Source organism: uncultured Paracoccus sp., assembly GCF_945915435.1.
Classification (GTDB): domain Bacteria; phylum Pseudomonadota; class Alphaproteobacteria; order Rhodobacterales; family Rhodobacteraceae; genus Paracoccus.
The window spans coordinates 36962-60733 of the sequence record NZ_CAMEFG010000021.1; the positions used below are offsets into that span (position 1 = coordinate 36962).

The following is a 23772-nucleotide window of genomic DNA, read 5'->3' on the forward strand; positions in this document are numbered from 1 at the left end:
AGGTGCATGAATGACGCTTCCCGCCCCCCTTCCCCTGACGCGCGATCACGACGCCGCCCGCTCGGGCGAGACCCCGCTTGGCGACCTGCCCGAATGGGACCTGACGGACCTCTACGCCAGCCCCCAGGACCCGAAGCTGGCCGAGGACCTGGCCGCGCTGGAAATCGCCTGCGCCGACTTCGCGCGCATCTACGAAACCCGGCTGGCCGATCTGACCCCCGCCCGGATGCTGGAATGCGTCGAGGCCTATCAGGACATCGACACCCTTGCCGGGCGGCTGATGTCCTATGTCGGGCTGCGCTATTACCAGAACACGACGGACGGCGCACGCGCCAAGATGTTGGGAGATTATCAAGAAAAAATAACGAATTATACGACAAATCTTGTCTTTTTCTCGCTTGAGTTCAACCGCATCCCGGACGAGGTCTATCAGCATCTGTTCACCGCCCCCGACGGTCCTGCCCGCTACAAGCCCGTGTTCGACCGGATGCGCGCGATGCGCCCCTACCAATTGTCGGACGAGTTGGAAAAATTCCTGCATGACAATTCGGTCGTGGGTGCTGCGGCGTGGAACCGGCTTTTCGACGAAACCACCGCGGGGCTAAGCTTCGACGTCGGCGGTCAGGAAATGGGGCTGGAGGCCACGCTGAACCTGCTGACCGACCACGACCGCACGCGCCGCGAACAGGGCGCGAAGGCGCTGGCCAAGGTTTTCCAAGGCAATATCAAGCTGTTTTCACGCATTCATAATACGCTTGCCAAGGAAAAGGCGATCGAAGACGGCTGGCGCAAGATGCCCACTCCGCAGACCGGGCGCCACCTGTCCAACGATGTCGAACCCGAGGTGGTGCAGGCGCTGCGCGACGCCGTGGTCGCCGCCTATCCCCGCCTGTCGCATCGCTACTATGCGCTCAAGGCGCGCTGGCTGGGGCTGGACAAATTGCAGGTCTGGGACCGCAACGCGCCGCTGCCGACCGAAACCCCGCGCACCATCCCCTGGCCCGAGGCGCAGGCGACCGTGCTGGACGCCTATGCGGGTTTCTCGCCTGAACTGGCCGATCTGGCGCGGCCCTTCTTCGACAAGGGCTGGATCGACGCGGGCGTGAAGCCGGGCAAGGCACCGGGCGCCTTCGCCCATCCGACCGTCACCACCGTCCACCCCTATGTGCTGCTGAACTACCTGGGCAAGCCGCGCGACGTGATGACCCTGGCGCATGAGCTGGGCCACGGCGTCCACCAGCGGCTGGCGGCAGCGCAGGGCGAGTTGCTGGCCTCGACGCCGCTGACGCTGGCGGAAACCGCCAGCGTCTTTGGCGAGATGCTGACCTTCCGCGCCTTGCTGGCCAGGACCACCGACCCCGCGCAGCGCAAGGCGCTGCTGGCCGGCAAGGTCGAGGACATGATCAACACGGTCGTGCGCCAGATCGCCTTTTACGATTTCGAATGCAAGCTGCATGCCGCCCGCGCCCAAGGCGAACTGACGCCCGAGGACATCAATGCGATCTGGATGTCGGTGCAGGCCGAATCGCTTGGCCCCGTGTTCGAATTCATGCCAGGCTATGAAACCTTCTGGTCCTATGTGCCCCATTTCGTGCATTCGCCTTTCTACGTCTATGCCTATGCCTTCGGGGACGGGTTGGTGAATGCGCTTTATGCGGCCTATGAGGAAGGGCTGCCGGACTTCCAGTCGAAATATTTCGAGCTTTTGCGTGCAGGTGGTTCAAAACACCACAAGGAACTGCTTGCGCCCTTCGACCTGGACGCCTCGGATCCCGCCTTCTGGGACAAGGGCCTGTCGATGATCGAAGGCTTCATCGCCGAACTGGAGGCGCTGGAATAGGCGCCACGAACCGCCCCGGCCCCGCCTTTGGTGCGGGGCCGGGGACGAAAGGCCGAACATGCTGAAGAAGATCCTCGCCGCCCTCATGTCGCTGATCGCCATCATCATCGCCGCCGTGCTGTTCTGGGGTCCCGCCCATGTCGAGCGGTCGATGAACAGCGTCTCGGCCCCGGCGGGCACATGGCCCGTCAGCGATCAGGCCCGCGCGCTGCACGACCGGCTGGTCATCGGCGACCTGCATTCCGACGCGCTGCTGTGGGACCGCGACCTGCTGAAGCGGGTGGATCGCGGCCATACCGATATTCCCCGGCTGGTGCAGGGCAATGTCGCCGTGCAGGTCTTCACCACGGTCACGAAAAGCCCGCAGGGACAGAATTACGGCGCAAACAGCGCGGATGCGCCCGACAACATCACCCGGCTGGTGATCGGGCAGCTTCGGCCCATCCGCACATGGAACAGCCTGCTGGAGCGCGCGCTGGACCAGTCGGCACGGCTGCACGACATGGCCGAGCGCGCGCCGCAGGACCTGCGCATCATCCGCAGCCGCCAGGACCTGGCCGACCTGCTGCAAGCCCGCGCGGAAGGCGCCACGACCGTCGGCGCCATCCTGGGCAGCGAGGGCGCGCATCCGCTGGAAGGCGATCTTGCCAACCTGGCACGGCTTTACGACGCGGGCTTTCGCCTGATCGGGCTGACCCATTTCTTCGACAACGAGGTCGGCGGCAGCCTGCACGGGCAAGGCGGGGGTCAGGGGCTGACGCCTTTCGGCCGCAATGTCGTCGCCAATATGGCCGAGCGCGGGATGATCGTCGACCTGGCCCATGCCTCGCCGCAGATGGTGCGCGACGTGCTGGAAATGCCCGGCGTCGTGCCGATCCTGTCCCATACCGGCATCCACGGGAATTGCCCCTCGCCGCGCAACTTGCCGGACGATCTGGTCCGGGCCATCGCGCGCAAGGGCGGGCTGATCGGGATCGGTTACTGGACGGATGTGAATTGCGGCTCGCGCCCGGCGGATATCGCGGGTTCCATCCGGGCCGCGATCCGGCTGGTGGGCGAGGATCACGTCGCCCTTGGGTCAGACTACGACGGCGCGGTGGATGCGCCCTTCGACGCATCCGACCTGGCGGTGCTGACGCAGGCGCTGATCGACGCGGGGCTAGGTCCCACGCAGATCGAAAAGGTCATGGGTGGCAACATGATGCGCTATCTTTCGCAGCATCTGCCTTAGGTCAGCCCTTCGCAGAAGCCACGGATGCGGCGCACCGCTTCGGCCAGCAATTCGTCCGAACTGGCGTAAGAGATGCGGAAATGCGGGCTAAGCCCGAAGGCCGCGCCAAAGACCACCGCCACGCCGGTTTCATCCAGCAGCGCGGTGGCGAAATCCTCATCCGTGTCGATCCGCATGCCGCCAGCCGAGGTCTTGCCGATCAGCCCCGCGATCGAGGGATAGACGTAGAACGCCCCCTCGGGCACCGGGCAGGTGATGCCGGGACATTCCTTCAACCCGGCCACCACCAGGTCGCGGCGGCGCTGGAACACCGCGCGGCTGGTCGCGACATAATCCTGCGGCCCGGTCAGCGCGGCCAGCGCGGCATATTGGCTGATCGAGCAGGGGTTGCTGGTCGATTGCGATTGCAGCTTGCTCATCGCCTTGATCAGCACCTCGGGTCCCGCGCCATAGCCGATGCGCCAGCCGGTCATCGCATAGCTCTTGCTGACGCCGTTCATGGTCAGCGTGCGGTCCTTCAGCGCCGGTTCGACCTCTGCGATGGTGGCAAAGCGGAAACCGTCAAAGACCAGGTATTCATAGATATCGTCCGACAGCACCCAGACATGCGGATGGCGCAGCAGCACATCGGCCAGCGCCCGCAGGTGATCCGCCGAATAGCCCGCCCCGCCGGGGTTCGACGGTGAATTCAGGATCAGCCATTTCGTCCGCGGGGTGATCGCGGCCTCAAGCTGCCGGGGCGTGATGCGATAGCCGCTGTCGATCCCGGCCTCGATCACGACAGGGGTGCCGCCCGCCAGCAGGACCATGTCGGGGTAGCTGACCCAATAGGGCGCGGGAATCAGCACCTCGTCGCCGGGATTGAGCGTCGCCATCAGCGCATTGTAGAGGATCTGCTTGCCGCCCGTCCCCACCGTCACCTGCGCGGGCGTGTAATCCAGCCCGTTGTCCTTTCGCAGCTTGTCGCAAATCGCCTGTTTCAACGCGACGATCCCATCCACCGCCGTATAGCGCGTATGGCCTGCGTCGATTGCGTCCTTGGCAGCCTGGCGGATATGTTCGGGGGTGTCGAAATCCGGCTCTCCGGCGGAAAGGCCGATGATGTCGCGGCCCTCGGCGGCCAGTTCACGGGCGCGATTCGTGATCGCGATGGTCGGCGAGGGTTTGACGCGGGCGAGGGTCTGGGACAAAAAGCTCATCAAAGGATCCTGCGTTGGGCTGCGCCCCTGTCTTAGGCGCGCGCGCGGATTCAGGCAACGGGGCAGGACATGGATCACGAAACAAGGCTGAAACGTATCCGCATGCGCAGTTGGCGGCGCGGCACGAAAGAGATGGACCTGATCCTGGGTCCCTTCGCCGACAGCCAGATCGCGGGGATGAGCGGGGATGAACTGGACCTTTACGAAACCCTGCTGTCCGAAAACGACCAGGACCTTTATCCCTGGATCACCGCGCGGATGAAAGGCATCGAGACCGGCCCCGCCCCGCTGGCCGCGATGCTGGAGCGGGTGGCGCGCTTTGCCGCGAACCGGCTTTCCGGGGAAAATACATAGCTTTTTAGGCAAATGCGCATCGCATTAACCGAAGATTGGGAAAGTTGCGGCAATGTCGCAGGCAACCTGATCTTGAACGGATTCGCCGATGTCACGTCCCGCCCCTACCCTGCGCCCCTCGGTTCCGCCCATGCGGGACCGGACCGGCGCCTATCTGGAAAGTCTTCAGATCCTGGAACGGCTGCACAAACTGCTTCTGGATCTGGTCAAGGACGAATTCGAACGCACCGGCCGCAACGAACTGACGCCGGTGCAGGCGCTGATCCTGTATAACCTGGGCGGGGCCGAGGTGACGGCGGGCGAATTGCGGTCCCGCGGGATCTACCAGGGCTCGAACGTATCCTACAACCTGAAGAAGCTGGTGAAAATGGGCTATGTCAGCCACGAGCGTTGCGAAACCGACCGCCGCGCGATCCGGGTCCGGCTGACCGCCACCGGGCAAGAGGTGCGCGACATGGTGGCCGAACTGTTCGCCCGCCACGCCGGCGGGCTGGAAATGTCGGGCGTTCTGGACGACCCGCCGATCGAGCAGGTCAACCTGCAATGGCGCCGGATCGAACGTTTCTGGTCGGAACAGATCCGCTATATCTATTAGCGGGGCGGCAGCCTACCAGTGCCCGGTGTTTTCCATGCTGGCCCAAGGCTCTTGCACGGGCAGGGACTGGCCCTGCTGGAGCAGTTCGATGGAAATATTGTCCGGGCTGCGGACAAAGGCCATGTGCCCGTCGCGCGGCGGACGGTTGATGGTCACGCCCGCATCGGCAAGCTTCTGGCAGATTTCATAGATATTCTCGACCTCATAGGCCAGGTGACCGAAATGCCGGCTGTCCGAGGGCAGCCCCTCATCCCCGTCCCAGTTCCAGGTCAGTTCGACCGGGCATTCGGGCTGATCGGGCGGGGCCAGGAAGACCAGCGTGAAGCGGCCCTTCTCATTCTCGATCCGGCGGGTTTCGGTCAGGCCCAGCAGGTTGAAGAACGCGACGGTCCTGTCCAGGTCCAGAACCCGGATCATGGTGTGCAGGTAGCGAATTTTCATGCGGCCCTCCTGGATGCAGCGGTGCGCAAAGCGTGACATGGCGGGCAATGGGGTGCAAGCCACTTGCCGCACGGTCCCGGCAATGCCAGAACCCTGTTATCGCAAGGAAGGATTCGCCCATGCCCATCACCCCCGAACAACAGGCCGAAATCGACGAATCCCGCGCGGCCGCGCGCCCGACCCTGCGCGCCGTGTCCGAAGGGATGGAGGAACGGCTCTACAAGGCCCACCCGGTCCTGGATCACGGCATCGTCCGGGTCATCGACTACATGGGCAACGACAGCGCGATCACCCAGGCCGCGCGCGTCAGCTATGGGCGCGGCACGAAATCGGTCAATTCGGACGAGGGGCTGATCCGCTACCTGATGCGCCACTGGCATTCGACCCCCTTCGAGATGTGCGAGGTCAAGCTGCACGTCAAGCTGCCCGTCTTCGTCGCCCGCCAATGGATCCGCCACCGCACAGCGAACGTGAACGAATATTCGGCCCGCTACTCGATCCTGGACCGCGAGTTCTACATCCCGGCCCCCGAACAACTGGCGGCGCAATCGACGGTCAACAACCAGGGCCGCGGCGAAACCCTGCAAGGCGCCGAGGCCGCCCGCGTCCTGGACATGCTGCGCGAGGACGCGATGCGCAGCTACGACCATTACGAGGCGATGCTGAGCCAGGACGGCCAGCAAGGCCTTGCCCGAGAACTGGCGCGCATGAACCTGCCTGCCAATATCTATACCCAATGGTATTGGAAGGTGGACCTGCACAACCTGTTCCACTTCCTGCGCCTGCGCGCCGACCCCCATGCGCAATACGAAATCCGCGCCTATGCCGAAGTGATCGCGGACATCACCCGCGACTGGGTCCCCTTCGCCTATGCCGCCTTCGAGGATTATCGCCTCGGCGCGGTCCAGCTATCGGCCAAAGGCGCCGAAATCCTGAAGCGCCGCCTTGCAGGCGAGACCATCACGATGGAAAACTCGGGCATGAGCAAAGGCGAATGGCGCGAGTTCGAAGCGATCTGGGGCCAGGCCTGACTGGATCGCTTCCCGCGTTCTTCGACCTCTGCATGGGTATTTGGATGATGAAGAAAGGGTTGAGGGGGCCGATCATGCGGCCAGCCCCGCCTTTCTTCATCACTTAAATACCCATTACAGCGCGGTCCATCCGCCATCCACGGAAATGGTCGTGCCCGTGATCTGCTCTGCCGCAGGCGAAGACAGGAAGACCGCGGTGCCGCCGACCTGCTCGACCGTGGCGAACTCACCCGAGGGTTGGCGCACCAGCATGACCTTGGCGATGACGTCCTCGCGGCTCATGTCATGGGTCTTCATCTGGTCGGGGATCTGCTTTTCCACAATCGGCGTCAGGACATAGCCGGGACAGATCGCGTTGCAGGTGATCGGTTCGCGCGCGGTTTCCAGCGCCGTTACCTTGGTCAGGCCGACGATGCCGTGTTTCGCCGCGACATAGGCGGATTTGTATTCCGAGGCAGTCAGCCCGTGAGCCGAGGCGATGTTGATCACCCGGCCCCATCCCGCCTTTCGCATCATCGGCAGCGCGACAGCGCTTGTGTGGAAGGCCGAGGACAGGTTGATCGCGATGATCGCATCCCATTTCCCGGCCGGGAAATCGGGGATCGGGGCGACGTGCTGGATGCCGGCGTTGTTGACCAGGATATCGCAGCGCCCGGCCTTTTCGATCAGGGCGCGGCAATCCTCGGGCCTGGACATGTCGGCCTGGATATAGCGCACCTCGACCCCATGTTCGGCCGCCAGGCTTCTGGCCAGCGCATGGTCGTCCTGGCTGTCGGTGAAGCTGTTGATCACCAGATCCGCGCCCACGCGCGCCAGTTCCTGCGCGATCCCCAGGCCGATGCCCGAGTTCGAGCCGGTGACGACGGCGGTTTTGCCTTTCAGGAATTTTTCGAACATGGGTCCCCCGATATGTGTTCGTTTCCGGCCTGCGGTCCGGCCTGCCCGGACCGTCCCGGTCTGGCATAAAAAAAAACGCCCGCACGAGGCGGGCGTCAAGTCATGAGGCAGGTTTCATACAGGCAAGAAACCTATCGAGCAGTGCTTTATCTATATGCTTTTTCGGGGATGAGTCCAAGGAGTAAGTTTGCCACGCCCCGATCCGCAGGTTACGCTGCAACCCAAATCGGGCAGAACCACGAAAACCTGACGGAACAGGCATGCGATTCTTCAAATTTCTTAACGAATCCGCGATTCGTTTACTTTTTGCCGTTTTTACGACTGTTGCATCCGTGCCGCTGGCAAGCCTTGCCGAGCCGGGTCATGGCATTGCAATGTATGGCGAACCCGCGCTGCCCGAGGGGTTTTCCCACCTGCCCTATGCCCGCCCCGACGCGCCGAAAGGGGGGACGATTCGCCTGGCCGAGCCGGGCAGCTTCGATTCGCTCAAGCCGTGGGTTCTGGCCGGGAACCCCGTCTGGGCCGTGGGCATCCACGTCCCCGAGACGCTGATGTTCCGCTCGATCGACGAGCCTTTCACGCTTTACGGGCTGCTGGCCGAAAGCGTCGAGGCAGCGCCGGACCGCTCCTGGGTCGAGTTCACCCTGCGCCCCGAGGCGCGCTTTTCCGACGGATCGCCGGTCACGGTCGAGGACGTGATGTGGTCCTACGAGACGCTCGCGACCCAAGGGCACCCCCGCTATCACGGCGCATGGGCCAAGGTCGCAAGCATGGAGCAGACCGGCCCCCGCCAGGTCCGCTTCACCTTTACCGAGCCGGACCGCGAATTGGCGATGCTGATGGGGATGCGCCCGATCCTGAAAAAGGCCCAGTGGGAGGGCCGCGATTTCAGCCAGTCGGGGCTTGAGGTCCCCATCGGTTCCGGCGCCTATGTCGTGGCCCATGTCGATCCGGGCCGCAGCATCACCTTTCGCCGCAATCCCGATTATTGGGGCAAGGACCTGCCGGTGAATCGCGGCCTGCATAATTTCGACACCATCCGTTACGATTACTTCAGCGACGCGAACGCGATGTTCGAGGCATTCAAGGCCGGGGAAATCGACCTCTGGCGCGAGTTGGTGGCCAAGCGGTGGGAACAGAACTTCGACTTTCCCGCCGTGCGCGACGGGCGGGTGGTCAAGTCCGAGATCCCGCACGGGCGCCCCTCGGGGATCATCGGGTTGGTGATGAACATGCGCAATCCGCTGTTTCAGGACTGGCGCGTGCGGCAGGCGATGATCGAGGCCTTCAACTTCCGCTTCGTCAACATGACGCTGACCGGGGGCGAGGATGCGCGGATCACCAGCTATTTCTCGAACTCGGACCTGGGGATGGACCACGGCCCCGCCACCGGACGCGAGGCCGGGCTGCTGGCCCCCTTCGCGGATGAACTGCCCCCCGGCACCATCGAGGGCTACAACCTGCCCGAAGGAGGCGAGCGGATGCTGGACCGTGCAGGCATCAGCCGCGCGCTCGGCCTGCTGGAGGACGCGGGCTGGACGGTCGACGACAGCGGCACGCTGCGCGACGCCTCGGGGCAGCCCTTTCGTTTCGAGATCCTGCTGAACCAGTCGGGCAGCGCCATGCGCACCGCCGCCGAGACGCGCCAGATCGTCGATATCTTCACCCAGTCGCTGCGCAATATCGGCGTGACCCCGACTGTCACCCTGCTGGATTCCGCGCAATATATCGAGCGGACGAACAATTATCAGTTCGACATGACCTGGTTCGAGCGCGGGCTGTCGCTGTCGCCGGGCAATGAGCAGTTGATCTATTGGGGCGCCGACGGCATGGACCAGCCCGGCTCGCGCAACTGGATGGGGATGGATTCCCCGGCGGCCGAGGCGATGATCCGCCACATGCTGTCCGCCGGTGATGAGCAGGATTTCCTGGCCGCCACCCGCGCGCTGGACCGGATCCTGACGGCGGGCAGATACGTTATTCCCGTCAGCTACAGCCGGATTTCGCGCTTGGCCCATAAATCGGACCTGCGCTATCCTGACAGGATACCGCTTTATGGCGACTGGCCGGGATTCCTGCCGGAAACCTGGTGGAATGAGGAGAAAAAATAAAATGAGAGCAGTATTCACAGCGGCCATGCTTGCGACTTTCGCCCTTGCCGGATGCAACACCGTTGCGGGCGTGGGCGAGGATATCAGCGGCGCCGCGCGCATGGTTCAGAACGGCGTCGGCGGAGGTTACTGATGAAATGGCAGCAGGTTCAGGACAATTGGCCGGCCTTTATCGAGGTCATCACCGAAAGGTGGCCCGAAACGGATGAGGACAGCCTGGAAGAGATCGACGGCGACCAGCGCGCCTTCATCGCCTATATCGCCGAGGCGACGGGGCTGGACCCCGCCGAGGCGCGCGACGAAATCCGCAAGTGGCTGTCGGGGGAAATCCCCTCGGACGTGGTAATGGATCCGATCCACGACAACCGCTCGATGGCGCTGTCGGCCAAGTTCGTTCCCGAGGGCGAGGACGAATATGACGACGACGCCCGCTTTGGCGACGACGACGAATATCCCGACGACGGCGACTGACCCCGGTCAGGCGGCTGTGGGTCAGGCGGCCAGATCGACCCAGACGGGAACGTGGTCGCTGGGCTTTTCCATCGCGCGCTGGTCGCGGTCCACGCCCGCGTCGATCAAGAGATCCGCCGCCTGCGGGCTGAGCAGGACGTGGTCGATGCGGATGCCGTGGTCGCGCTGCCAGGCGCCACCCTGATAGTCCCAGAAGGTGAAGGGTCCGCGCTGCGCATTCAGGTTGCGCAGCCGGATCGCATCCATCCATCCCTGATATTCGATGCGCCGCAGCGCCGCCCGGCTTTCGGGCTGAAACAGCGCGTCATCCACCCATTTTTCGGGAAATGCCGCGTCGCGCGGTTGTGGAATGACGTTGTAATCGCCCAGCATGACCGTGGGCATCTCGGACAGCAGGAAGGTTTCGGCGTGGCGGCGCAGACGCTCCATCCAGGCCAGCTTGTAGTCGAACTTGGGGCCGGGGACCGGGTTGCCGTTGGGCAGATACATGCCCGCGATGCGCACCGATTGCTGGCCGGTGACGGTCGCCTCGATCCAGCGGGCCTGTTCGTCGCCATCGTCGCCCGGCAACCCGCGCGAGACGTCCTCCATCGGCAGGCGCGACAGGATCGCGACCCCGTTGAAGCCCTTCTGGCCATGCGTCTCGACGTTCCAGCCGAGGTCCGACAGGTGTTCGGTCGGAAAGCCTTCGTCCACGGTCTTGATTTCCTGCAAGACGACGACGTCGGGCTGCGCGCTTTCCAGCCAGCCGGTCAGTTGCCCGATCCGCGCGCGAATCCCGTTGATGTTGAATGTGACGATCTTCATGGCAGCGACCTTATGCCGGAACCGGGGGGTGCGCAAACACCCTTGGCGGTCAATCGGGTTTCGCGGGTGCTGTCACGATCACACGGTCGATGCGCATGGCGTCCATGTCGGCGATCTCGAAATGCCAGCCGTCATGGGTGAAGGTGTCGCCGGTGCGGGGAATCTGGCCGATAATGTGCAGGACCAGCCCGGCGACGGTGGAATAATCGCCCTCGGGCAGTTCGAAGCCTGTTTCACCCGCGAATTCGTCGGCGCTTTCGGAACCGGCGACCAGCCAGCTTCCATCGACGCGGCGGACCAGGTCGGGGTCTTCGTCCTCGACCTCGAAATCGCCGGCGATGGCTTCCAGAAGGTCCATCGTGCTGATCGTGCCCTGGAAATGGCCCAATTCGTCATAGACCAGTGCCATGCGTTCGGGGGTGCGGCGGATCAGCTCGACCACCGACATGGCGCGCGCGCTGTCCAGCACCATCGGCGCATCGCGCAGCAGCGCGGAAATGGGCGCGTCCTCGTTGCCGACCAGATCGCGGATGGCGACGACGCCCACGATATTGTCGCCCGCCCCGTCGCTGACCGGAATGCGCGAGGTGCGCGCGCGCCGCGCCTTTTCGATCACCACCTGCGGCGGGTCGTTCAGGTCCACCGTTTCCAGGTCGCGGCGATGGGTCATCATCGCCCGCGCGCTGCGGTCGGCCACGCGCATGACGCCCGCGATCATGCCACGCTCGTCGGGCAGCAGCACGCCCGCGCGGGTCGCCTCGGCGATGGTCATGCGCACGTCTTCATCGGTGATGTCGCCATCGTCGCGCGGCTTGATGCCCATCAGCCGCAGGATCAGCTTGGTCGAGTTGTCCAGCAGCCAGACCAGCGGCGTCGCGATGCGCGCGATCAGTTGCAACATCGGCGCCAGCATGGCCGAGACGGTTTCGGGCCGCGCAAGGGCGATCTGCTTGGGAACCAACTCGCCCACCACCAGCGACAGGTAGGTGATCAGCGCCACGACGATGCCCACGCCAAGCGGCGCGGCGGCGGCGGACGGCACGCCCGCCTCGGCCAGCGCTGCCGAGGCGCGCAGGCCAAGCGTCGCCCCCGAAAAGGCACCGTTCAGGATGCCGACCAGCGTGATGCCGATCTGCACCGCAGACAGGAACTGGCCGGGCGATTCGCGCAGGTGCTGCGCGATGCGCGCGCCGCGGCTGCCCTTTTCCACCATCGCGGCAAGGCGCATGGGCCGCGAGGACACCATCGCCAGTTCGGCCATCGCCAGCACGCCGTTGACGCCGGTCAGGACCAGGATCACGAGAATTTCGAATATCATCGGGTGCCGGGATCAGATTGCGAAGGACGTCCCGCAACCGCAGGAAGAGGTCGCGTTGGGATTCTCGATCGTGAAGCGCGCGCCGATCAATTCGTCGGCGAAGTCGATCACCGCACCGGCAAGGAAGGGCAGCGACACCGGATCGACGACGACCTGCTGGCCCTGTCCTTCGATGACCAGGTCGTCCTCGGCCTTGTCGTCCAGCCGGATCTCGTATTGAAAGCCCGAGCAGCCGCCGCCAAGCACCGCGACGCGCAACGGCACCGGCTGGCCGGATTCGTTGATTTCCGCCAGCCGTGCGAATGCCCGGTCTGTGACTTTGGGCGGCAGGTTCAGTGCCACGTTCATGGGGCGTTCCCGTTTCCGTCTTTGAACGCTGAATATAGGGTCGCTTCGTCACCATCGCAAGGAATACGATGTTCGCCGCCTATGCCTGCCAGACCAGCGAAAGCCGCGGCCGCCTGTGGCCCGAACGGATGTCCACCTTCCGCAGCCCCTGGCAGCGCGACCGCGACCGGATCATCCACTCCAGCGCGTTCCGCAGGCTCAAGCACAAGACGCAGGTTTTCGTCGAGCAGGACGGCGAGGCCTATCGCGGCGACTATTACCGCACCCGCCTGACCCATACGATCGAGGTGGCGCAGGTCGCCCGCACCATCGCGGGCGCGCTGGACCTGAACCCCGACCTGGCCGAGACGGTGGCGCTGGCCCACGACCTGGGACACCCCCCCTTCGGCCATACGGGCGAGGACGCGCTGGCCCAGTTGATGGCGCCCTACGGCGGTTTCGACCACAACGCGCAGGCGCTGCGGATCGTGACGCGGCTGGAACGCCATTATGCCGATTTCGACGGGCTGAACCTGACCTGGGAAAGCCTGGAAGGGATCGCCAAGCATAACGGCCCGCTTGTCGGGTCAAGCCCGACGGGTGGCCCGCTTGTCGGGACAGGCCCGACGGGTGGTCCCCTGCCCTATGCGCTGGCCGAGGTAAACGACCGTTGGGACCTCGAACTGCACACCAACGCCAGCGCCGAGGCGCAGGTGGCCGCGGTGGCCGACGACATCGCCTATAACCACCACGACCTGCACGACGGATTGCGCGCGCGGCTGTTCACCGAGGACGACCTGGCCCAGCTTCCCGTCGTGGGCGAGGCCTTCGCGCAGGTGGACGCCCTGCATCCCGGCCTTGACCCGATGCGCAGGCGGCACGAGGCGCTGCGCCGCGTCTTCGGCGTCATGGTCGAGGACGTGATCGCCGTCGCCCGCAACCGCCTGACCAGCCTGCAACCCAGCCATGTCCAGGAAATCCGCGAGATGGACGGGCCGGTCATCCGCTTTTCCAAGCCGCTTTACCAGAACCTCAAGGCGATCAAGGGGTTCCTGTTTACGCGGATGTATCGCGCACCCTCGGTCGTGGTCGAACGCAAGCGGGTGACGCAGATGCTGAACGGGCTGTTTCCGCTGTTCATGGCCGACACCGCCAGGATGCCTGAAAGCTGGCGCGAGGTCGCCGACGCCGCCGCCGACGACACCGGGCGCGCCCGCGTGGTGCTGGATTACGTCGCCGGCATGACCGACCGCTTCGCCATATCCGAGGCCGAGCGGCTGCTGGGCTGAGTTCAGGCGAAGATCAGCGCGATCCCCGCCACCGCCAGCGCCGCCCCCAGCCATGACGTGGCCGAGGGCCTGGCCCCCGTCACCGCCCACATGATCGGCAAAAGCAGCACCGGCGACAGCGAGGACAGGGTCGAGACGATCCCCACCTTGCCGCCTTGCAGCGCGAACATCAGCAACGTCATCCCCACCACCATCGCGATGAACCCCGACAGCGCCGAGATCCCCGCCAGCCGCCAGGTCAGGCGCGCGCGCTGGCGGAACGGCCCGATCGGCAGCATCATCACCGCGCTGAGGCAGATCACCGCCACGCTCACCCGGATCAGCGAGGCCACATAGGGGTCGAACCCCGTCGCCATCACCGGCCGCGCGATCAGCGACCCCGCCGCCTGCCCGGCCGCCGCGACCAGCCCGCACAGGACCCCGACCCAGACGGGGCCGCGGATCGTCTCGAAGCGATGCGATCCGGACCGGCCCGGACGGCCAAGCACCGCGATGCCCACGCCCGCCGTCGCCAGCCCGATCCCTGCGATGGCGCGCCAGGACAGCGTCTCGTCCAGCACCGCCCAACCCAGCAGCGCGGCCATCGGCGCATTCAGCGAAAACAGCGCCCCGTTGCGGCGCGGCCCCATCCGTGTCAGCGAGACGTAAAGGATCGTATCCCCGATGAAGATCCCGACCACCCCCGACAGCGCCAACGCCGCGAAATGCTGGGCCGGTATCCCGTGCAGCCGCCCGGTCGCGATCACGATGACGGCCAGCATCACGGCGACCATGCCTTCGCGCAACCGGCTGAAGCCGAAAGGCCCAAGCGTATCCGCCGCATCGCGCGACAGAACGCCGGTCGCCGCCCAGCAGAAGGCCGCCCCAAGGGCCGCGAGTTCGTGAACGGGCATGACGTTTCCCTGCTGCCTGAAGCCACCGATCTGAACCTTGGTTCGTCTCATGCGTTCGGGGAAAGGACAAGCATCAGATCGAAAGGACCGGACCGATGATCGACAAGACCGGAAGCGCCCGCTGGGAAGGCGGGCTGAAGGACGGAAAAGGCACCGTCTCGACCCAGTCGGGGGCGCTGAAGGACCAGCCCTATGGCTTTGCCACCCGCTTCGAGGACAAGCCCGGCACCAACCCCGAGGAACTGATCGGCGCCGCTCATGCCGCCTGTTTCAGCATGGCGCTGTCGATGATGCTGGGCCAGGCGGGCGTGGATGACGTGAAGATCGAGACCACCTCGAAGATCGGCCTCGAGAAGGACGGCGACGGCTTCGCCATCAAGACCGCCCATCTGGTCACTCGCGTTTCCGGCAACGGCGACCCCGCCGTGATCGAGGATTGCGCGAGACAAGCCGAAAAGGGCTGCCCCGTCAGCAAACTGCTGAACGCCGAGATCACGATGGACGTGACGGTGGGGTGAAGGGGGCGCGGGGCGGCTTGGGGGCCGCGCAGAGGGCGAGGCCGGGGGATTGGCCTTTGCCCGCTGGAGCGGCTGGGGTTGTCGTTACCCTTTCCTGTCGCAAATGAGTTGTTACGGATGCCATCGACCACACTCAGACTGAACATGCCGCAATGGCAGGGCGGCGATGAACCCGCCTATCGCTTCGGCGCCGAATTGCTGCGCTGGCTGGCGCCACACCATGACGGCCCCGAGGAAACGGTGGCGGTTCCCGAGCCGGATGGCAGCGCGCCGCGGCTTGATCAGGGCATCAAATGGCGCGATGCGCTGCTGGCGCAGGCGCGTGCGGCCCGCGCCGCCATCGAGCGCCATGATCCCGACCGCATCGTTACCCTTGGCGGGGATTGTCTGGTCGATCTGGCCCCCATCGCCTACCTTGGCCGCAAATACGGCGACGGGCTGGGTGTCCTCTGGATCGACGCCCATCCCGACGTGATGAGTGCGGTCGAATTTCCCCATGCCCACGCCCATGTGCTGGCCATGCTGCTTGGCCGGGGCGACGCGGATTTCACCGCCGAGGTGCCGGTGAAACTGGCCGCCCCGCGCGTGATGATCGCCGGCATGCAGGGCTGGAACCAGACCGAAGGCCCGATCCTGAAGGAACTGGGCCTGCGCCACATTCCCGCCGCCGATCTGGCCGAGACCAGCCAGCCGGTCCTTGACTGGATCGCGCGCGAAGGGATCACGCATCTGGCGGTGCGTTTCGACCTGGACGTGCTGGACCCGGCGCATTTCTCGCCGCTGCTGTTCAACCGGCCGGATGCCGCGACGGATGCCTTTGCGGGGATCGAGCAGGGCCGCATGCGGCTGGAACAGGTGGTGCGGCTGCTGAAGGATACGGGCGCGGCGGCGGATATGGTCGGCCTCGCCATTGCCGAGCATCTGCCTTGGGACATGCTGCGCCTGAAGAACAGCCTCGCCGAACTGCCGATCATGAAGGCATGAAGCCTGCTTAAACCATCATCTCTTTCGTCGCCGTCAGCCGCAACTCGGGATGGTCGCGTTCCACCCGGTCGATGTCCCATTGCAGGCGCGTCAGATAGACCAGATCGCCGTCGTGGTCGGTTGCCATGTGCTGCTTGTTGGCATTGGCGAAACTTTCGATCTTGTCCTTCGGCCCCGCAAGCCAGCGCGCGCTGGTGAATTGCGAGGACTCCAGCCGCACGGGCAGGCCATATTCGATCTCGATCCGGCTGGCGAGGACGTCGAATTGCAGCGCGCCCACCACGCCGACGATGAAGCCCGAGCCGATCATCGGCTTGAAGACCTTGGCCGCGCCTTCCTCGGCGAATTGCATCAGGGCCTTTTCCAGATGCTTGGCCTTCATCGGATCGCCCGCGCGCACGGTTTGCAGCAGTTCGGGCGCGAAGCTGGGGATGCCGGTGAAGCGCAGCGCCTCGCCCTCGGTCAGCGCGTCGCCGATGCGAAGCTGGCCGTGGTTCGGGATGCCGATGATGTCGCCCGCCCATGCCTCGTCGGCCAGTTCGCGGTCGGCGGCCAGGAACAGCACCGGGTTCGACACTGCCATCGGCTTCTTCGTGCGCACATGGGTCAGCTTCATCCCGCGCTGGAAGTGCCCCGAGGCCATGCGCACGAAAGCCACCCGGTCGCGGTGCTTGGGGTCCATATTGGCCTGCACCTTGAAGACGAAGCCCGCGACCTTGCCTTCTTCGGGCGCGATCTGGCGGGTCGCGGTATTCTGCGGCTGCGGCTGCGGCCCAAACGCCCCGATGCCGTTCATCAATTCGCGCACGCCGAAGCTGTTGATCGCGCTGCCGAACCAGATCGGGGTCATATGCCCCTCGCGGAAGGCCCTGATGTCGAAAGCGGGCAGAAGCTCGCGCGCCATCTCGATTTCCTCGCGCAGCCGCATCAGCATGTCGGCGGGGATATGGTCGGCCAGTTTCGGGTCGTCCAGCCCGCTGATCTGCACCGTTTGCGCGACCTTGTTGCGGTCGGCGCGGTCCATCAGTTCCAGCCGGTCGTTCAGCAGATCATAAGCCCCAAGGAAATCGCGGCCCGAGCCGATGGGCCAGCTTGCGGGCGCCACGTCGATGGCCAGGTTCTCCTGGATCTCGTCGATGATCTCGAAGGTGTCGCGCGCCTCGCGGTCCATCTTGTTGCAAAAGGTCAGGATCGGCAGGTCGCGCAGGCGGCAGACCTCGAACAGCTTGCGGGTCTGTGATTCGACGCCCTTGGCCCCGTCGATGACCATGATCGCCGCGTCCACGGCGGTCAGGGTGCGATAGGTGTCCTCGGAAAAGTCGCTGTGGCCCGGCGTATCGACCAGATTGAAACGGAATCCCTCGTATTCGAAGGACATGGCCGAGGCGCTGACCGAGATCCCCCGGTCCTGCTCCATCTTCATGAAGTCCGAGCGCGTCCGCCGCGCCTCGCCCTTGGCGCGGACCTGTCCGGCCATCTGGATCGCACCGCCGAAAAGCAGGAACTTCTCGGTCAGGGTGGTCTTGCCGGCATCCGGGTGCGCGATGATCGCGAAGGTCCGGCGGCGGGCGATTTCGGGCGGGAGTTCGGGACGGTTGCTCATGGCAGGCGTTTACAGCCTGCCGGGGGGCGACTCAATCGCGATATGGGCCAGAAAGAACTTTGACGGCAAAAGAAAGGCTTGTAGCGTTTCAGGGTAACGAGTCGCGGAGAATGGGTCATGGCCGAACAGGATGCGGGCAAGGAATCGAAGCCCCGGAACAGGGCCGTTGCGGCGTGGCTGAAACCCATCGGCGGGTCGTTGGGAAAGCTCGGCAGGCAATTTCGTGAAAATCCGGTCGGTGCGGCAATATGGACGGGCCTCGCCATGATCTTCACCGCAGCAATCAGCAGCGTCGTCAGCCTTGGCATCGACGAGGCATGGTCGGGTCCGGCGCGCGAAGAGGCCGAGGCCCGCCAGATCATCATTGAAGAGCGCACCGGGCGGATAGACGAAGGAGTCACGACCCTTCACGCGACGCTGGCCGCGCTGCAATCGGCACAAAGCGAGGCCGATTTCCAGGCCTTCGGGCAAGAGGCGCAGCGTCTGGTCGAACAGATCGAACAGCTTTCGCCGCTGCTGGAACAGGCGTCGTCGGAAAGCTCGGCCCAGCTTGCCCTTCTGCGGCAGCAGACACTGGCGCAATCGGGCGTGACCACCGCTTCGGCGCTGCAACTGGCCTATGGCGGTTCGGCAACCATCTGCGGCGAGTTCCTGCTGGCCGTCCGTCCCACGAGCCGGTCGGCTGCCGCTCATCTGGTTCTCAGCCGCCACGGTGAATCCACCAGCGAAAGCCGGGCCGAAATCGGCGATTCGATCACGATGGCCACGCCCCGGCGCACCGCCGTCGCCACCGTCACCGGCTTCGGACTTGGCCCCGATGGCAATCTGGTCGGGATCAATTTCGACTGCCTGCCCGGCACCTAGACGAACTGCTCGCGCGTCAGCCGTTCCTCAAGCCCATGTCCGGGGTCGAACAGCAGGCGGTGGCGGGTGGCCTCGTCCGAGCGCACCTCGACCCAGCGGACCGAACTGACGCCGCGCGAATCGGCATCGGCCATCACCGGGCGCTTGTCGGGTTGCAGCACGTCGAAGCGCACCACCGCGCCCTTGGGCAGGATCGCGCCACGCCAGCGGCGTGGGCGAAAGGCCGCGATCGGCGTCAGCGCCAGCACGTCCGAACCGATGGGCAGGATCGGCCCGTTGGCGGAATAGTTGTAGGCGGTCGAACCGGCGGGCGTGGACAGGATCAGCCCGTCGCAGACCAGTTCCTCAAGGCGCACGCGCCCGTCGATGCTGATCTTCAGCCGCGCCGCCTGGGAACCCGCGCGCAGCATCGAGACCTCGTTGATGGCAAGGCCGCGATAGATCTCGCCGGTCGCGGCCTCGGCGGTCATGGCCAGCGGGTTGATGACGGTTTCCTCGGCGGCGGCGATGCGTTCGGGCAGGCCGGTGACGTCATATTCGTTCATCAGAAAGCCGATGGTGCCGCGATTCATGCCATAGACCGGCAGATCGTGGCCGCGGTGCATGACGTTCAGCATCAGCCCGTCGCCACCAAGCGCGACGATCACCTGGGCCTGGTCCAGCCCGCTCTGGCCATAGCGGCCTTGCAGCACGCGCAGCGCGGCGTCCGAAGTCTCGGTCCCGCTTGAGATGAAATGCATTTTCATGCGCGCCATCATGCCCCGCCCGCGCCGCAGCGCAAGCCGCTTTCTGGCACTGGCCTGATTTCCGGCACTGGTCTGAAAACGGCGCTGGTAGGGCCAATCGGACTTGAACCGATACTCCGTTAGGAAGCAGATTTTGAATCTGCCGTGTCTACCATTCCACCATGGCCCCAGGGGCACCATTTTCCGGCCCGGTTTCGGACCCTGCGTGGCAGATATACTATCCGAAACGGCCAGCGCAAGCCAAGACGAACAAGACCCTTGCGCGAGGCGGTGAAAATTCTTACCCCGGCGCCTTGCGCTTGGCCCGCATGAATGTAATATCATCACAATCCACCGACCCAGCCCGCTGCCCCTGATGCATGACCACTGCGACATATCCCCGACGGCCACGGATGCCGTGATCCGCATGGCCGACCTGACCGTCGGCTATGGCAGCCATCCGGCCATCCATCACATGAATTGCGCGCTGCAACCGGGTTCGCTGACGGCCATCGTCGGGCCGAACGGGTCGGGCAAATCGACGCTGATCAAATCCATCACCGGCCTGCTGAAACCCATGAGCGGGCGCTGCCTTCGCCCCAAGGGCGTCAGCCTTGCCTACCTGCCCCAGCAATCCGAGCTGGACCGCAGCTTTCCGGCGCGGGTGATCGACCTCGTTTCACTTGGGCTGTGGCCGCGCCGGGGCTTGCTGGGGCGCCACACCGCGCAGGACAAGGCGGCGGTCGCCGGGGCGCTCGAAGCCGTCGGGCTGGCGGGCTTTGAAAAGCGGCCCATCGACAGCCTGTCGGGCGGGCAGTTGCAAAGGGCGCTGTTCGCGCGGGTGCTGGTGCAGGACGCCGACGTGATCTTGCTGGACGAGCCTTTCAACGCGGTCGATGCCAAGACCATCGGCGACCTGCTGGCCCTGATCGCGCGCTGGCATGCCGAGGGCCGCACGGTCGTCACCGTCGCCCATGACCTCGACCTGGTGCGCGCGCATTTCCCGCAGGCGATGCTGCTGGCGCGCCGCCTGATCGCATTCGGCCCCACGGCGCAGGTGGTGACCCCCGAAAACATGCGCCGCGCCCGCCAGTTCCAGGAGGCATGGGACGAAAGCGCGCCCTGGTGTTCGGCGGACGGCAAGCTGCACGGCCACGCGCCCGCGCTGGTCCCGGCGGACAAGGCCGCGTGATGGCCGACCTGCTGCTGGCCCCTTTCGTCGAATTCGCCTTCATGCAGCGCGCGCTGCTGGGGGCCTTGCTGCTGTCGCTGTCGGCCTGCCCGGTCGGCGTCTTCCTGATGCTGCGGCGCATGAGCCTGACCGGCGACGCCATGTCCCATGCCATCCTGCCCGGTGCGGCGGCGGGCTTCCTGCTCTACGGGCTGGAGATCGTGCCCATGACCATCGGCGGGCTGATCGCCGGGGCGCTGGTCGCCGTGGGCGCGGGCGCGGTCGCGCGGCTGACCGTGCAGAAAGAGGATGCCTCGATGGCGGCCTTCTACCTGATCTCGCTGGCGATCGGGGTGGTGATGGTGTCCTTGCGCGGGTCCAGCGTCGATCTGATGCATGTGCTGTTCGGCACGGTGCTGGCGCTGAACGACGCGGCGCTGGTGCTGATCGCGCTGGTCGCGGGGGTCACGCTGGCCATGCTGGCCGTCTTCTGGCGCGCGCTGGTCGCGGAATGCCTGGACCCCTTGTTCCTGCGCTCGGTTTCCCGGCTGGGAACGCCTGCGCATTTCATTTTCCTGGGGCTGGTGGTCATCAACCTTGTTGCCGGTTTCCAGGCGCTTGGCACCCTGCTTTCGGTCGGGCTGATGGTGCTGCCCGCCGCCGCCGCGCGCTTCTGGGTCAACGACGTGATGGGGATGAGCGCGCTGGCCGTCGCCATCGGCATCGTTTCCTCGGTCTCGGGGCTGCTGCTGTCCTACCACGCCTCGCTGCCCTCGGGGCCTGCGATCATCCTGTCGGCGGGGGTGGTCTATATCCTCTCGGTCCTGCTGGGCAGGCGGGGGGTGATCGCGACCAACCTGCCGCGCCGCAAGCACCGCACCGCCTGACAATCGAAAGGTCATGCCGATGAGAAACCTGATTGCCGCCGTCATTTCATGTTATGCTATAACGTATCCTATTATGGCCGCCGCACAAGAGCGGCCCAAGGTCGTCGCCACCTTCTCGATCATCGGCGACATGGCGCGGCAGGTCGGCGGCGAGGGGATCGACCTGACCGTGCTTGTCGGCCCCAATTCGGACGCCCATGTCTATGAACCCCGCCCCGCCGATGCCATCGCGCTGGCCCGCGCCGATGTCGTGCTGTCGAACGGGCTGATGTTCGAGGGTTTCCTGACCCGCCTGATCGAGGCCAGCGGAACCGACGCGCAACTGGTCGAACTGTCCCAGGGCGCACAGATCCTGGACGATCCGGCGGGCGGGCATTACCATTACAGCGGTGACCGGGCGATCTTCCACGCGGCGCCGCAGGACCCCCATGCCTGGCAATCACTCGCCAATGCGCAGGTCTATGCCGAAAACATCGCCGACAGCCTTTGCCAGGCCGATGCGCAGGGTTGCGACACCTATCGCGGCAACGCCGAACGCTACATCCGGGAATTGCAGGCGCTGGACGCCGAGATCCGCGAGGCCATCGACGCCATCCCCCCCGAGCGCCGCACGGTCGTCGTCGCCCATAACGCCTTTCGCTATTACCAGGACGCCTACGGCGTGACCTTCCTGTCCCCGCAGGGCGTTTCCACCGAATCCGAGGCATCTGCCGCCGATGTCGCCGGCCTGATCCGCCAGATCCGCGAAACCGGGGCGGGCGCGGTCTTCGGCGAAAACATCTCGGATGCGCGGCTGATCCAGCGCATCGCCGCCGAGGCGGGGCTGGAACTCGCCGGCACGCTTTATTCCGACGCGCTGTCCGATCCCGAGGGCGAGGCGCCCGATTACATCCAGATGATGCGCCACAACACCCGATCCATCACCGCAGCCCTGCAACCCCGCTGAGCCACGCCTTCAAACGGAGATGAAGATGAAAAGACTGATCCTTGCCAGCACGGCCCTTGCCCTTGGCCTCGGCCCCGCGCTGGCCGATGACCAGGTGACCGCATGGCGGCTGTTCGTGGCCGACCATGCCGAACCCGTCGTCCATGCCATCGACGCGCTGGAAGGGCGCATTATCGAAAGCTTCGATCTGTCCGGTCCCGCGACCCTGCATCGCAGCGACAGCGGGCAGGCCGTCTATGCCGTGCAGGGACCGGCGGGCCAGGTCGCGACCATCGCCAGCGGCATCGCCTTCCACGACCACGGCGACCATGCCGACATCGACCTTGACGAGCCGCGCCTGACCGGCGCCACCTTCACCGGCCAGCGCCCGTCGCATTTCGTCGAACACCACGGGCAATGGGCCGCCTTCTTCGACGGCGACGGCGCCGCGCAGGTCTTTGCCGAAACCGACGCACTCGAGGGCAAGGCCGAACCGCGGCTGGTCGATGCAGGCCAGCCCCACCACGGCGTCGTCATCCCGCTGGGCGATCTGGACCTGGTGTCGGTGCCCAACCCCGAGGACCCCTCGCAACCGCCGGTCGGCGTCAGGCTGGTGGACCGCGAGGGCAACCAGGCCGGTGACACCACCGAATGCGTGGGCCTGCATGGCGAGGCATCGTCGGGCAACCTGATCGCGCTTGGCGGCTGCCCGGACGGCATCCTGATCCTGCGCATGGGCGCCGAGGGACCGCAGATCCAGCCGCTGAACATCGGCGGCGCATTGCCCGAGGGCCGCATCTCGACCCTGATCGGCGGGCGCGGGTTGCAGTATTTCATGGGCAACCACGGCCCGCAGGCCATCGTCCTGATCGACCCGAACGAGGAGCCCGCCTTCCGCCGGATCGAACTGCCGACGCGCCGCGTCCATTTCGCCGTCGATCCGATCCGCGCACGCTTCGCCTATGTCTTCACCGAGGACGGCCAGCTTCACCAGATCGACGTGATCGAGGGGGAAATCGCCCGTTCGCTGCGCGTCACCGACCCCTATTCGATGGACGGCCATTGGGGCGATCCGCGCCCGCGCGTGGCGGTCGCCGGTGATTGGGTCCTCGTCACCGATCCGCTGTCCTCGCGCATCCACCGGATCGACGCCGAAAGCTTCGAGGTGACGGGCGAAATCGCGGTCGAGGGCGCGCCCTTCAACATCGTCTCGGTCGGCGGCACCGGAGTCGACCACGACCACGACCACGACCACGACCACGACCACGACCACGACCACGACCACGACCAC

Annotated in this window: 25 protein-coding genes and 1 tRNA gene; 16 read left to right on the forward strand and 10 right to left on the reverse strand. The window is 65.4% G+C overall.

All coding sequences use genetic code 11. The annotated features are described in order from the left end of the window. Positions 1–10 precede the first annotated feature (10 nt). Both Q0O97_RS08895 and Q0O97_RS08900 read left to right on the forward strand, forming a co-directional pair. Positions 11–1840 (forward strand): M3 family oligoendopeptidase, encoded by a 1830-nt coding sequence (locus tag Q0O97_RS08895; RefSeq protein ID WP_294927595.1) that lies wholly within the window; start codon positions 11–13, stop codon positions 1838–1840. Positions 1841–1898: 58 nt separating this feature from the next. Further along, the gene (locus Q0O97_RS08900; protein ID WP_294927598.1) at positions 1899–3071 is read left to right on the forward strand and encodes a membrane dipeptidase; all 1173 of its coding nucleotides are present in this window, start codon (positions 1899–1901) and stop codon (positions 3069–3071) included. On the opposite strand, the gene Q0O97_RS08905 is transcribed toward Q0O97_RS08900, so the two are convergent. After that, positions 3068–4270 carry a pyridoxal phosphate-dependent aminotransferase gene (locus tag Q0O97_RS08905; RefSeq protein WP_294927601.1) on the reverse strand — a complete coding sequence of 401 codons (1203 nt, stop codon included), beginning with the start codon at positions 4268–4270 and terminating at the stop codon, positions 3068–3070. The two genes, Q0O97_RS08900 and Q0O97_RS08905, sit on opposite strands and share 4 nt — an antisense overlap. 69 nt (positions 4271–4339) lie before the next feature. Between Q0O97_RS08905 and Q0O97_RS08910 the strand changes: the two genes are divergently transcribed. Together Q0O97_RS08910 and Q0O97_RS08915 are read left to right on the forward strand one after the other, a co-directional pair. Beyond that, positions 4340–4624 carry a succinate dehydrogenase assembly factor 2 gene (locus Q0O97_RS08910; RefSeq protein ID WP_294927604.1) on the forward strand — a complete coding sequence of 95 codons (285 nt, stop codon included), beginning with the start codon at positions 4340–4342 and terminating at the stop codon, positions 4622–4624. Positions 4625–4712: 88 nt separating this feature from the next. Continuing rightward, positions 4713–5219, forward strand: a complete 507-nt coding sequence (locus tag Q0O97_RS08915; RefSeq protein WP_294927607.1) for a MarR family transcriptional regulator — start codon at positions 4713–4715, stop codon at positions 5217–5219. A gap of 12 nt (positions 5220–5231) precedes the next feature. Here the strand turns inward: Q0O97_RS08915 and Q0O97_RS08920 are convergent, their stop codons facing one another. Continuing rightward, complete coding sequence (locus tag Q0O97_RS08920) at positions 5232–5660, reverse strand: VOC family protein (protein WP_294927612.1); 429 nt, start codon at positions 5658–5660, stop codon at positions 5232–5234. Between the two features lie 119 nt (positions 5661–5779). Here Q0O97_RS08920 and thyX point away from each other — a divergent pair, with 119 nt between their 5' ends. Next, entirely contained in the window at positions 5780–6691 is a 912-nt protein-coding gene (gene thyX / locus Q0O97_RS08925) for an FAD-dependent thymidylate synthase (protein WP_294927614.1), read from the forward strand. A 114-nt stretch (positions 6692–6805) separates the two neighbouring features. On the opposite strand, the gene Q0O97_RS08930 is transcribed toward thyX, so the two are convergent. Continuing rightward, on the reverse strand, positions 6806–7588 hold the full coding sequence (locus tag Q0O97_RS08930; RefSeq protein WP_294927617.1) for a 3-hydroxybutyrate dehydrogenase: 783 nt from the start codon (positions 7586–7588) through the stop codon (positions 6806–6808). Between the two features lie 374 nt (positions 7589–7962). Here Q0O97_RS08930 and Q0O97_RS08935 point away from each other — a divergent pair, with 374 nt between their 5' ends. Genes Q0O97_RS08935 through Q0O97_RS08945 form a run of 3 tightly spaced genes read left to right on the forward strand, consistent with a single transcriptional unit; the run spans position 7963 to position 10170 of the window. After that, positions 7963–9699 carry an extracellular solute-binding protein gene (locus Q0O97_RS08935; protein WP_294927671.1) on the forward strand — a complete coding sequence of 579 codons (1737 nt, stop codon included), beginning with the start codon at positions 7963–7965 and terminating at the stop codon, positions 9697–9699. A gap of 1 nt (position 9700) precedes the next feature. Beyond that, positions 9701–9832: a hypothetical protein gene (locus tag Q0O97_RS08940; protein ID WP_294927620.1), complete on the forward strand. Its 132-nt coding sequence runs from the start codon at positions 9701–9703 to the stop codon at positions 9830–9832. Further along, the gene (locus Q0O97_RS08945; RefSeq protein ID WP_294927623.1) at positions 9832–10170 is read left to right on the forward strand and encodes a hypothetical protein; all 339 of its coding nucleotides are present in this window, start codon (positions 9832–9834) and stop codon (positions 10168–10170) included. The genes Q0O97_RS08940 and Q0O97_RS08945 overlap by 1 nt, the downstream gene beginning before the upstream one ends. Before the next feature lie 21 nt (positions 10171–10191). Here the strand turns inward: Q0O97_RS08945 and xth are convergent, their stop codons facing one another. Genes xth through Q0O97_RS08960 form a run of 3 tightly spaced genes read right to left on the reverse strand, consistent with a single transcriptional unit; the run spans position 10192 to position 12643 of the window. After that, positions 10192–10977, reverse strand: coding sequence for an exodeoxyribonuclease III (gene xth / locus Q0O97_RS08950; protein WP_294927626.1), 786 nt, complete (start codon positions 10975–10977; stop codon positions 10192–10194). Between the two features lie 49 nt (positions 10978–11026). Beyond that, positions 11027–12295 (reverse strand): hemolysin family protein, encoded by a 1269-nt coding sequence (locus Q0O97_RS08955; protein WP_294927629.1) that lies wholly within the window; start codon positions 12293–12295, stop codon positions 11027–11029. Between the two features lie 12 nt (positions 12296–12307). Continuing rightward, a complete protein-coding gene (locus Q0O97_RS08960; protein ID WP_294927631.1) occupies positions 12308–12643 on the reverse strand; it encodes an iron-sulfur cluster assembly accessory protein in 336 nt (111 codons plus the stop codon). Positions 12644–12711: 68 nt separating this feature from the next. Here Q0O97_RS08960 and Q0O97_RS08965 point away from each other — a divergent pair, with 68 nt between their 5' ends. Continuing rightward, complete coding sequence (locus tag Q0O97_RS08965; protein WP_294927634.1) at positions 12712–13911, forward strand: deoxyguanosinetriphosphate triphosphohydrolase; 1200 nt, start codon at positions 12712–12714, stop codon at positions 13909–13911. 2 nt (positions 13912–13913) lie between these two features. Here the strand turns inward: Q0O97_RS08965 and Q0O97_RS08970 are convergent, their stop codons facing one another. Then, a complete protein-coding gene (locus tag Q0O97_RS08970) occupies positions 13914–14804 on the reverse strand; it encodes a DMT family transporter (protein WP_294927637.1) in 891 nt (296 codons plus the stop codon). 95 nt (positions 14805–14899) lie between these two features. On the opposite strand from Q0O97_RS08970, the gene Q0O97_RS08975 reads away from it, so the two are divergent. Then, the gene (locus tag Q0O97_RS08975) at positions 14900–15322 is read left to right on the forward strand and encodes an OsmC family protein (RefSeq protein ID WP_294927640.1); all 423 of its coding nucleotides are present in this window, start codon (positions 14900–14902) and stop codon (positions 15320–15322) included. A 117-nt stretch (positions 15323–15439) separates the two neighbouring features. After that, a complete protein-coding gene (locus tag Q0O97_RS08980) occupies positions 15440–16306 on the forward strand; it encodes an arginase family protein (RefSeq protein ID WP_294927643.1) in 867 nt (288 codons plus the stop codon). Positions 16307–16313: 7 nt separating this feature from the next. Here Q0O97_RS08980 and Q0O97_RS08985 read toward each other — a convergent pair whose 3' ends face one another. Then, the gene (locus Q0O97_RS08985) at positions 16314–17909 is read right to left on the reverse strand and encodes a peptide chain release factor 3 (protein ID WP_294927646.1); all 1596 of its coding nucleotides are present in this window, start codon (positions 17907–17909) and stop codon (positions 16314–16316) included. A 264-nt stretch (positions 17910–18173) separates the two neighbouring features. Between Q0O97_RS08985 and Q0O97_RS08990 the strand changes: the two genes are divergently transcribed. Next, positions 18174–18773, forward strand: coding sequence for a hypothetical protein (locus Q0O97_RS08990; RefSeq protein ID WP_294927648.1), 600 nt, complete (start codon positions 18174–18176; stop codon positions 18771–18773). Here Q0O97_RS08990 and Q0O97_RS08995 read toward each other — a convergent pair. Together Q0O97_RS08995 and Q0O97_RS09000 are read right to left on the reverse strand one after the other, a co-directional pair. Then, positions 18770–19528, reverse strand: coding sequence for an NAD kinase (locus tag Q0O97_RS08995; RefSeq protein WP_366125250.1), 759 nt, complete (start codon positions 19526–19528; stop codon positions 18770–18772). The two genes, Q0O97_RS08990 and Q0O97_RS08995, sit on opposite strands and share 4 nt — an antisense overlap. 76 nt (positions 19529–19604) lie before the next feature. Next, positions 19605–19688, reverse strand: a tRNA-Leu gene (locus Q0O97_RS09000). Between the two features lie 186 nt (positions 19689–19874). On the opposite strand from Q0O97_RS09000, the gene aztA reads away from it, so the two are divergent. The 4 genes from aztA to aztD all read left to right on the forward strand — a co-directional run. After that, on the forward strand, positions 19875–20690 hold the full coding sequence (gene aztA / locus Q0O97_RS09005) for a zinc ABC transporter ATP-binding protein AztA (RefSeq protein WP_294927654.1): 816 nt from the start codon (positions 19875–19877) through the stop codon (positions 20688–20690). Then, positions 20690–21556: a zinc ABC transporter permease AztB gene (gene aztB / locus Q0O97_RS09010; protein WP_294927657.1), complete on the forward strand. Its 867-nt coding sequence runs from the start codon at positions 20690–20692 to the stop codon at positions 21554–21556. Before aztA ends, aztB begins: the two co-directional genes overlap by 1 nt. Before the next feature lie 73 nt (positions 21557–21629). Further along, positions 21630–22502 carry a zinc ABC transporter substrate-binding protein AztC gene (gene aztC / locus Q0O97_RS09015; protein WP_294927660.1) on the forward strand — a complete coding sequence of 291 codons (873 nt, stop codon included), beginning with the start codon at positions 21630–21632 and terminating at the stop codon, positions 22500–22502. A gap of 25 nt (positions 22503–22527) precedes the next feature. Beyond that, positions 22528–23772: zinc metallochaperone AztD (aztD, locus tag Q0O97_RS09020; RefSeq protein WP_294927663.1), on the forward strand; the 1245-nt coding region annotated here is incomplete at its 3' end.

What these genes read in the sequence shown, in the direction of transcription:
- Q0O97_RS08895 (WP_294927595.1), top strand. Translation starts at nt 11, where the DNA reads ATGACGCTTCCCGCCCCCCTTCCCCTGACGCGCGATCACGACGCCGCC.
- Q0O97_RS08900 (WP_294927598.1), top strand. Translation starts at nt 1,899, where the DNA reads ATGCTGAAGAAGATCCTCGCCGCCCTCATGTCGCTGATCGCCATCATC.
- Q0O97_RS08905 (WP_294927601.1), bottom strand. Translation starts at nt 4,270, where the DNA reads ATGAGCTTTTTGTCCCAGACCCTCGCCCGCGTCAAACCCTCGCCGACC.
- Q0O97_RS08910 (WP_294927604.1), top strand. Translation starts at nt 4,340, where the DNA reads ATGGATCACGAAACAAGGCTGAAACGTATCCGCATGCGCAGTTGGCGG.
- Q0O97_RS08915 (WP_294927607.1), top strand. Translation starts at nt 4,713, where the DNA reads ATGTCACGTCCCGCCCCTACCCTGCGCCCCTCGGTTCCGCCCATGCGG.
- Q0O97_RS08920 (WP_294927612.1), bottom strand. Translation starts at nt 5,660, where the DNA reads ATGAAAATTCGCTACCTGCACACCATGATCCGGGTTCTGGACCTGGAC.
- thyX (WP_294927614.1), top strand. Translation starts at nt 5,780, where the DNA reads ATGCCCATCACCCCCGAACAACAGGCCGAAATCGACGAATCCCGCGCG.
- Q0O97_RS08930 (WP_294927617.1), bottom strand. Translation starts at nt 7,588, where the DNA reads ATGTTCGAAAAATTCCTGAAAGGCAAAACCGCCGTCGTCACCGGCTCG.
- Q0O97_RS08935 (WP_294927671.1), top strand. Translation starts at nt 7,963, where the DNA reads ATGTATGGCGAACCCGCGCTGCCCGAGGGGTTTTCCCACCTGCCCTAT.
- Q0O97_RS08940 (WP_294927620.1), top strand. Translation starts at nt 9,701, where the DNA reads ATGAGAGCAGTATTCACAGCGGCCATGCTTGCGACTTTCGCCCTTGCC.
- Q0O97_RS08945 (WP_294927623.1), top strand. Translation starts at nt 9,832, where the DNA reads ATGAAATGGCAGCAGGTTCAGGACAATTGGCCGGCCTTTATCGAGGTC.
- xth (WP_294927626.1), bottom strand. Translation starts at nt 10,977, where the DNA reads ATGAAGATCGTCACATTCAACATCAACGGGATTCGCGCGCGGATCGGG.
- Q0O97_RS08955 (WP_294927629.1), bottom strand. Translation starts at nt 12,295, where the DNA reads ATGATATTCGAAATTCTCGTGATCCTGGTCCTGACCGGCGTCAACGGC.
- Q0O97_RS08960 (WP_294927631.1), bottom strand. Translation starts at nt 12,643, where the DNA reads ATGAACGTGGCACTGAACCTGCCGCCCAAAGTCACAGACCGGGCATTC.
- Q0O97_RS08965 (WP_294927634.1), top strand. Translation starts at nt 12,712, where the DNA reads ATGTTCGCCGCCTATGCCTGCCAGACCAGCGAAAGCCGCGGCCGCCTG.
- Q0O97_RS08970 (WP_294927637.1), bottom strand. Translation starts at nt 14,804, where the DNA reads ATGCCCGTTCACGAACTCGCGGCCCTTGGGGCGGCCTTCTGCTGGGCG.
- Q0O97_RS08975 (WP_294927640.1), top strand. Translation starts at nt 14,900, where the DNA reads ATGATCGACAAGACCGGAAGCGCCCGCTGGGAAGGCGGGCTGAAGGAC.
- Q0O97_RS08980 (WP_294927643.1), top strand. Translation starts at nt 15,440, where the DNA reads ATGCCATCGACCACACTCAGACTGAACATGCCGCAATGGCAGGGCGGC.
- Q0O97_RS08985 (WP_294927646.1), bottom strand. Translation starts at nt 17,909, where the DNA reads ATGAGCAACCGTCCCGAACTCCCGCCCGAAATCGCCCGCCGCCGGACC.
- Q0O97_RS08990 (WP_294927648.1), top strand. Translation starts at nt 18,174, where the DNA reads ATGATCTTCACCGCAGCAATCAGCAGCGTCGTCAGCCTTGGCATCGAC.
- Q0O97_RS08995 (WP_366125250.1), bottom strand. Translation starts at nt 19,528, where the DNA reads ATGGCGCGCATGAAAATGCATTTCATCTCAAGCGGGACCGAGACTTCG.
- aztA (WP_294927654.1), top strand. Translation starts at nt 19,875, where the DNA reads ATGCATGACCACTGCGACATATCCCCGACGGCCACGGATGCCGTGATC.
- aztB (WP_294927657.1), top strand. Translation starts at nt 20,690, where the DNA reads ATGGCCGACCTGCTGCTGGCCCCTTTCGTCGAATTCGCCTTCATGCAG.
- aztC (WP_294927660.1), top strand. Translation starts at nt 21,630, where the DNA reads ATGGCCGCCGCACAAGAGCGGCCCAAGGTCGTCGCCACCTTCTCGATC.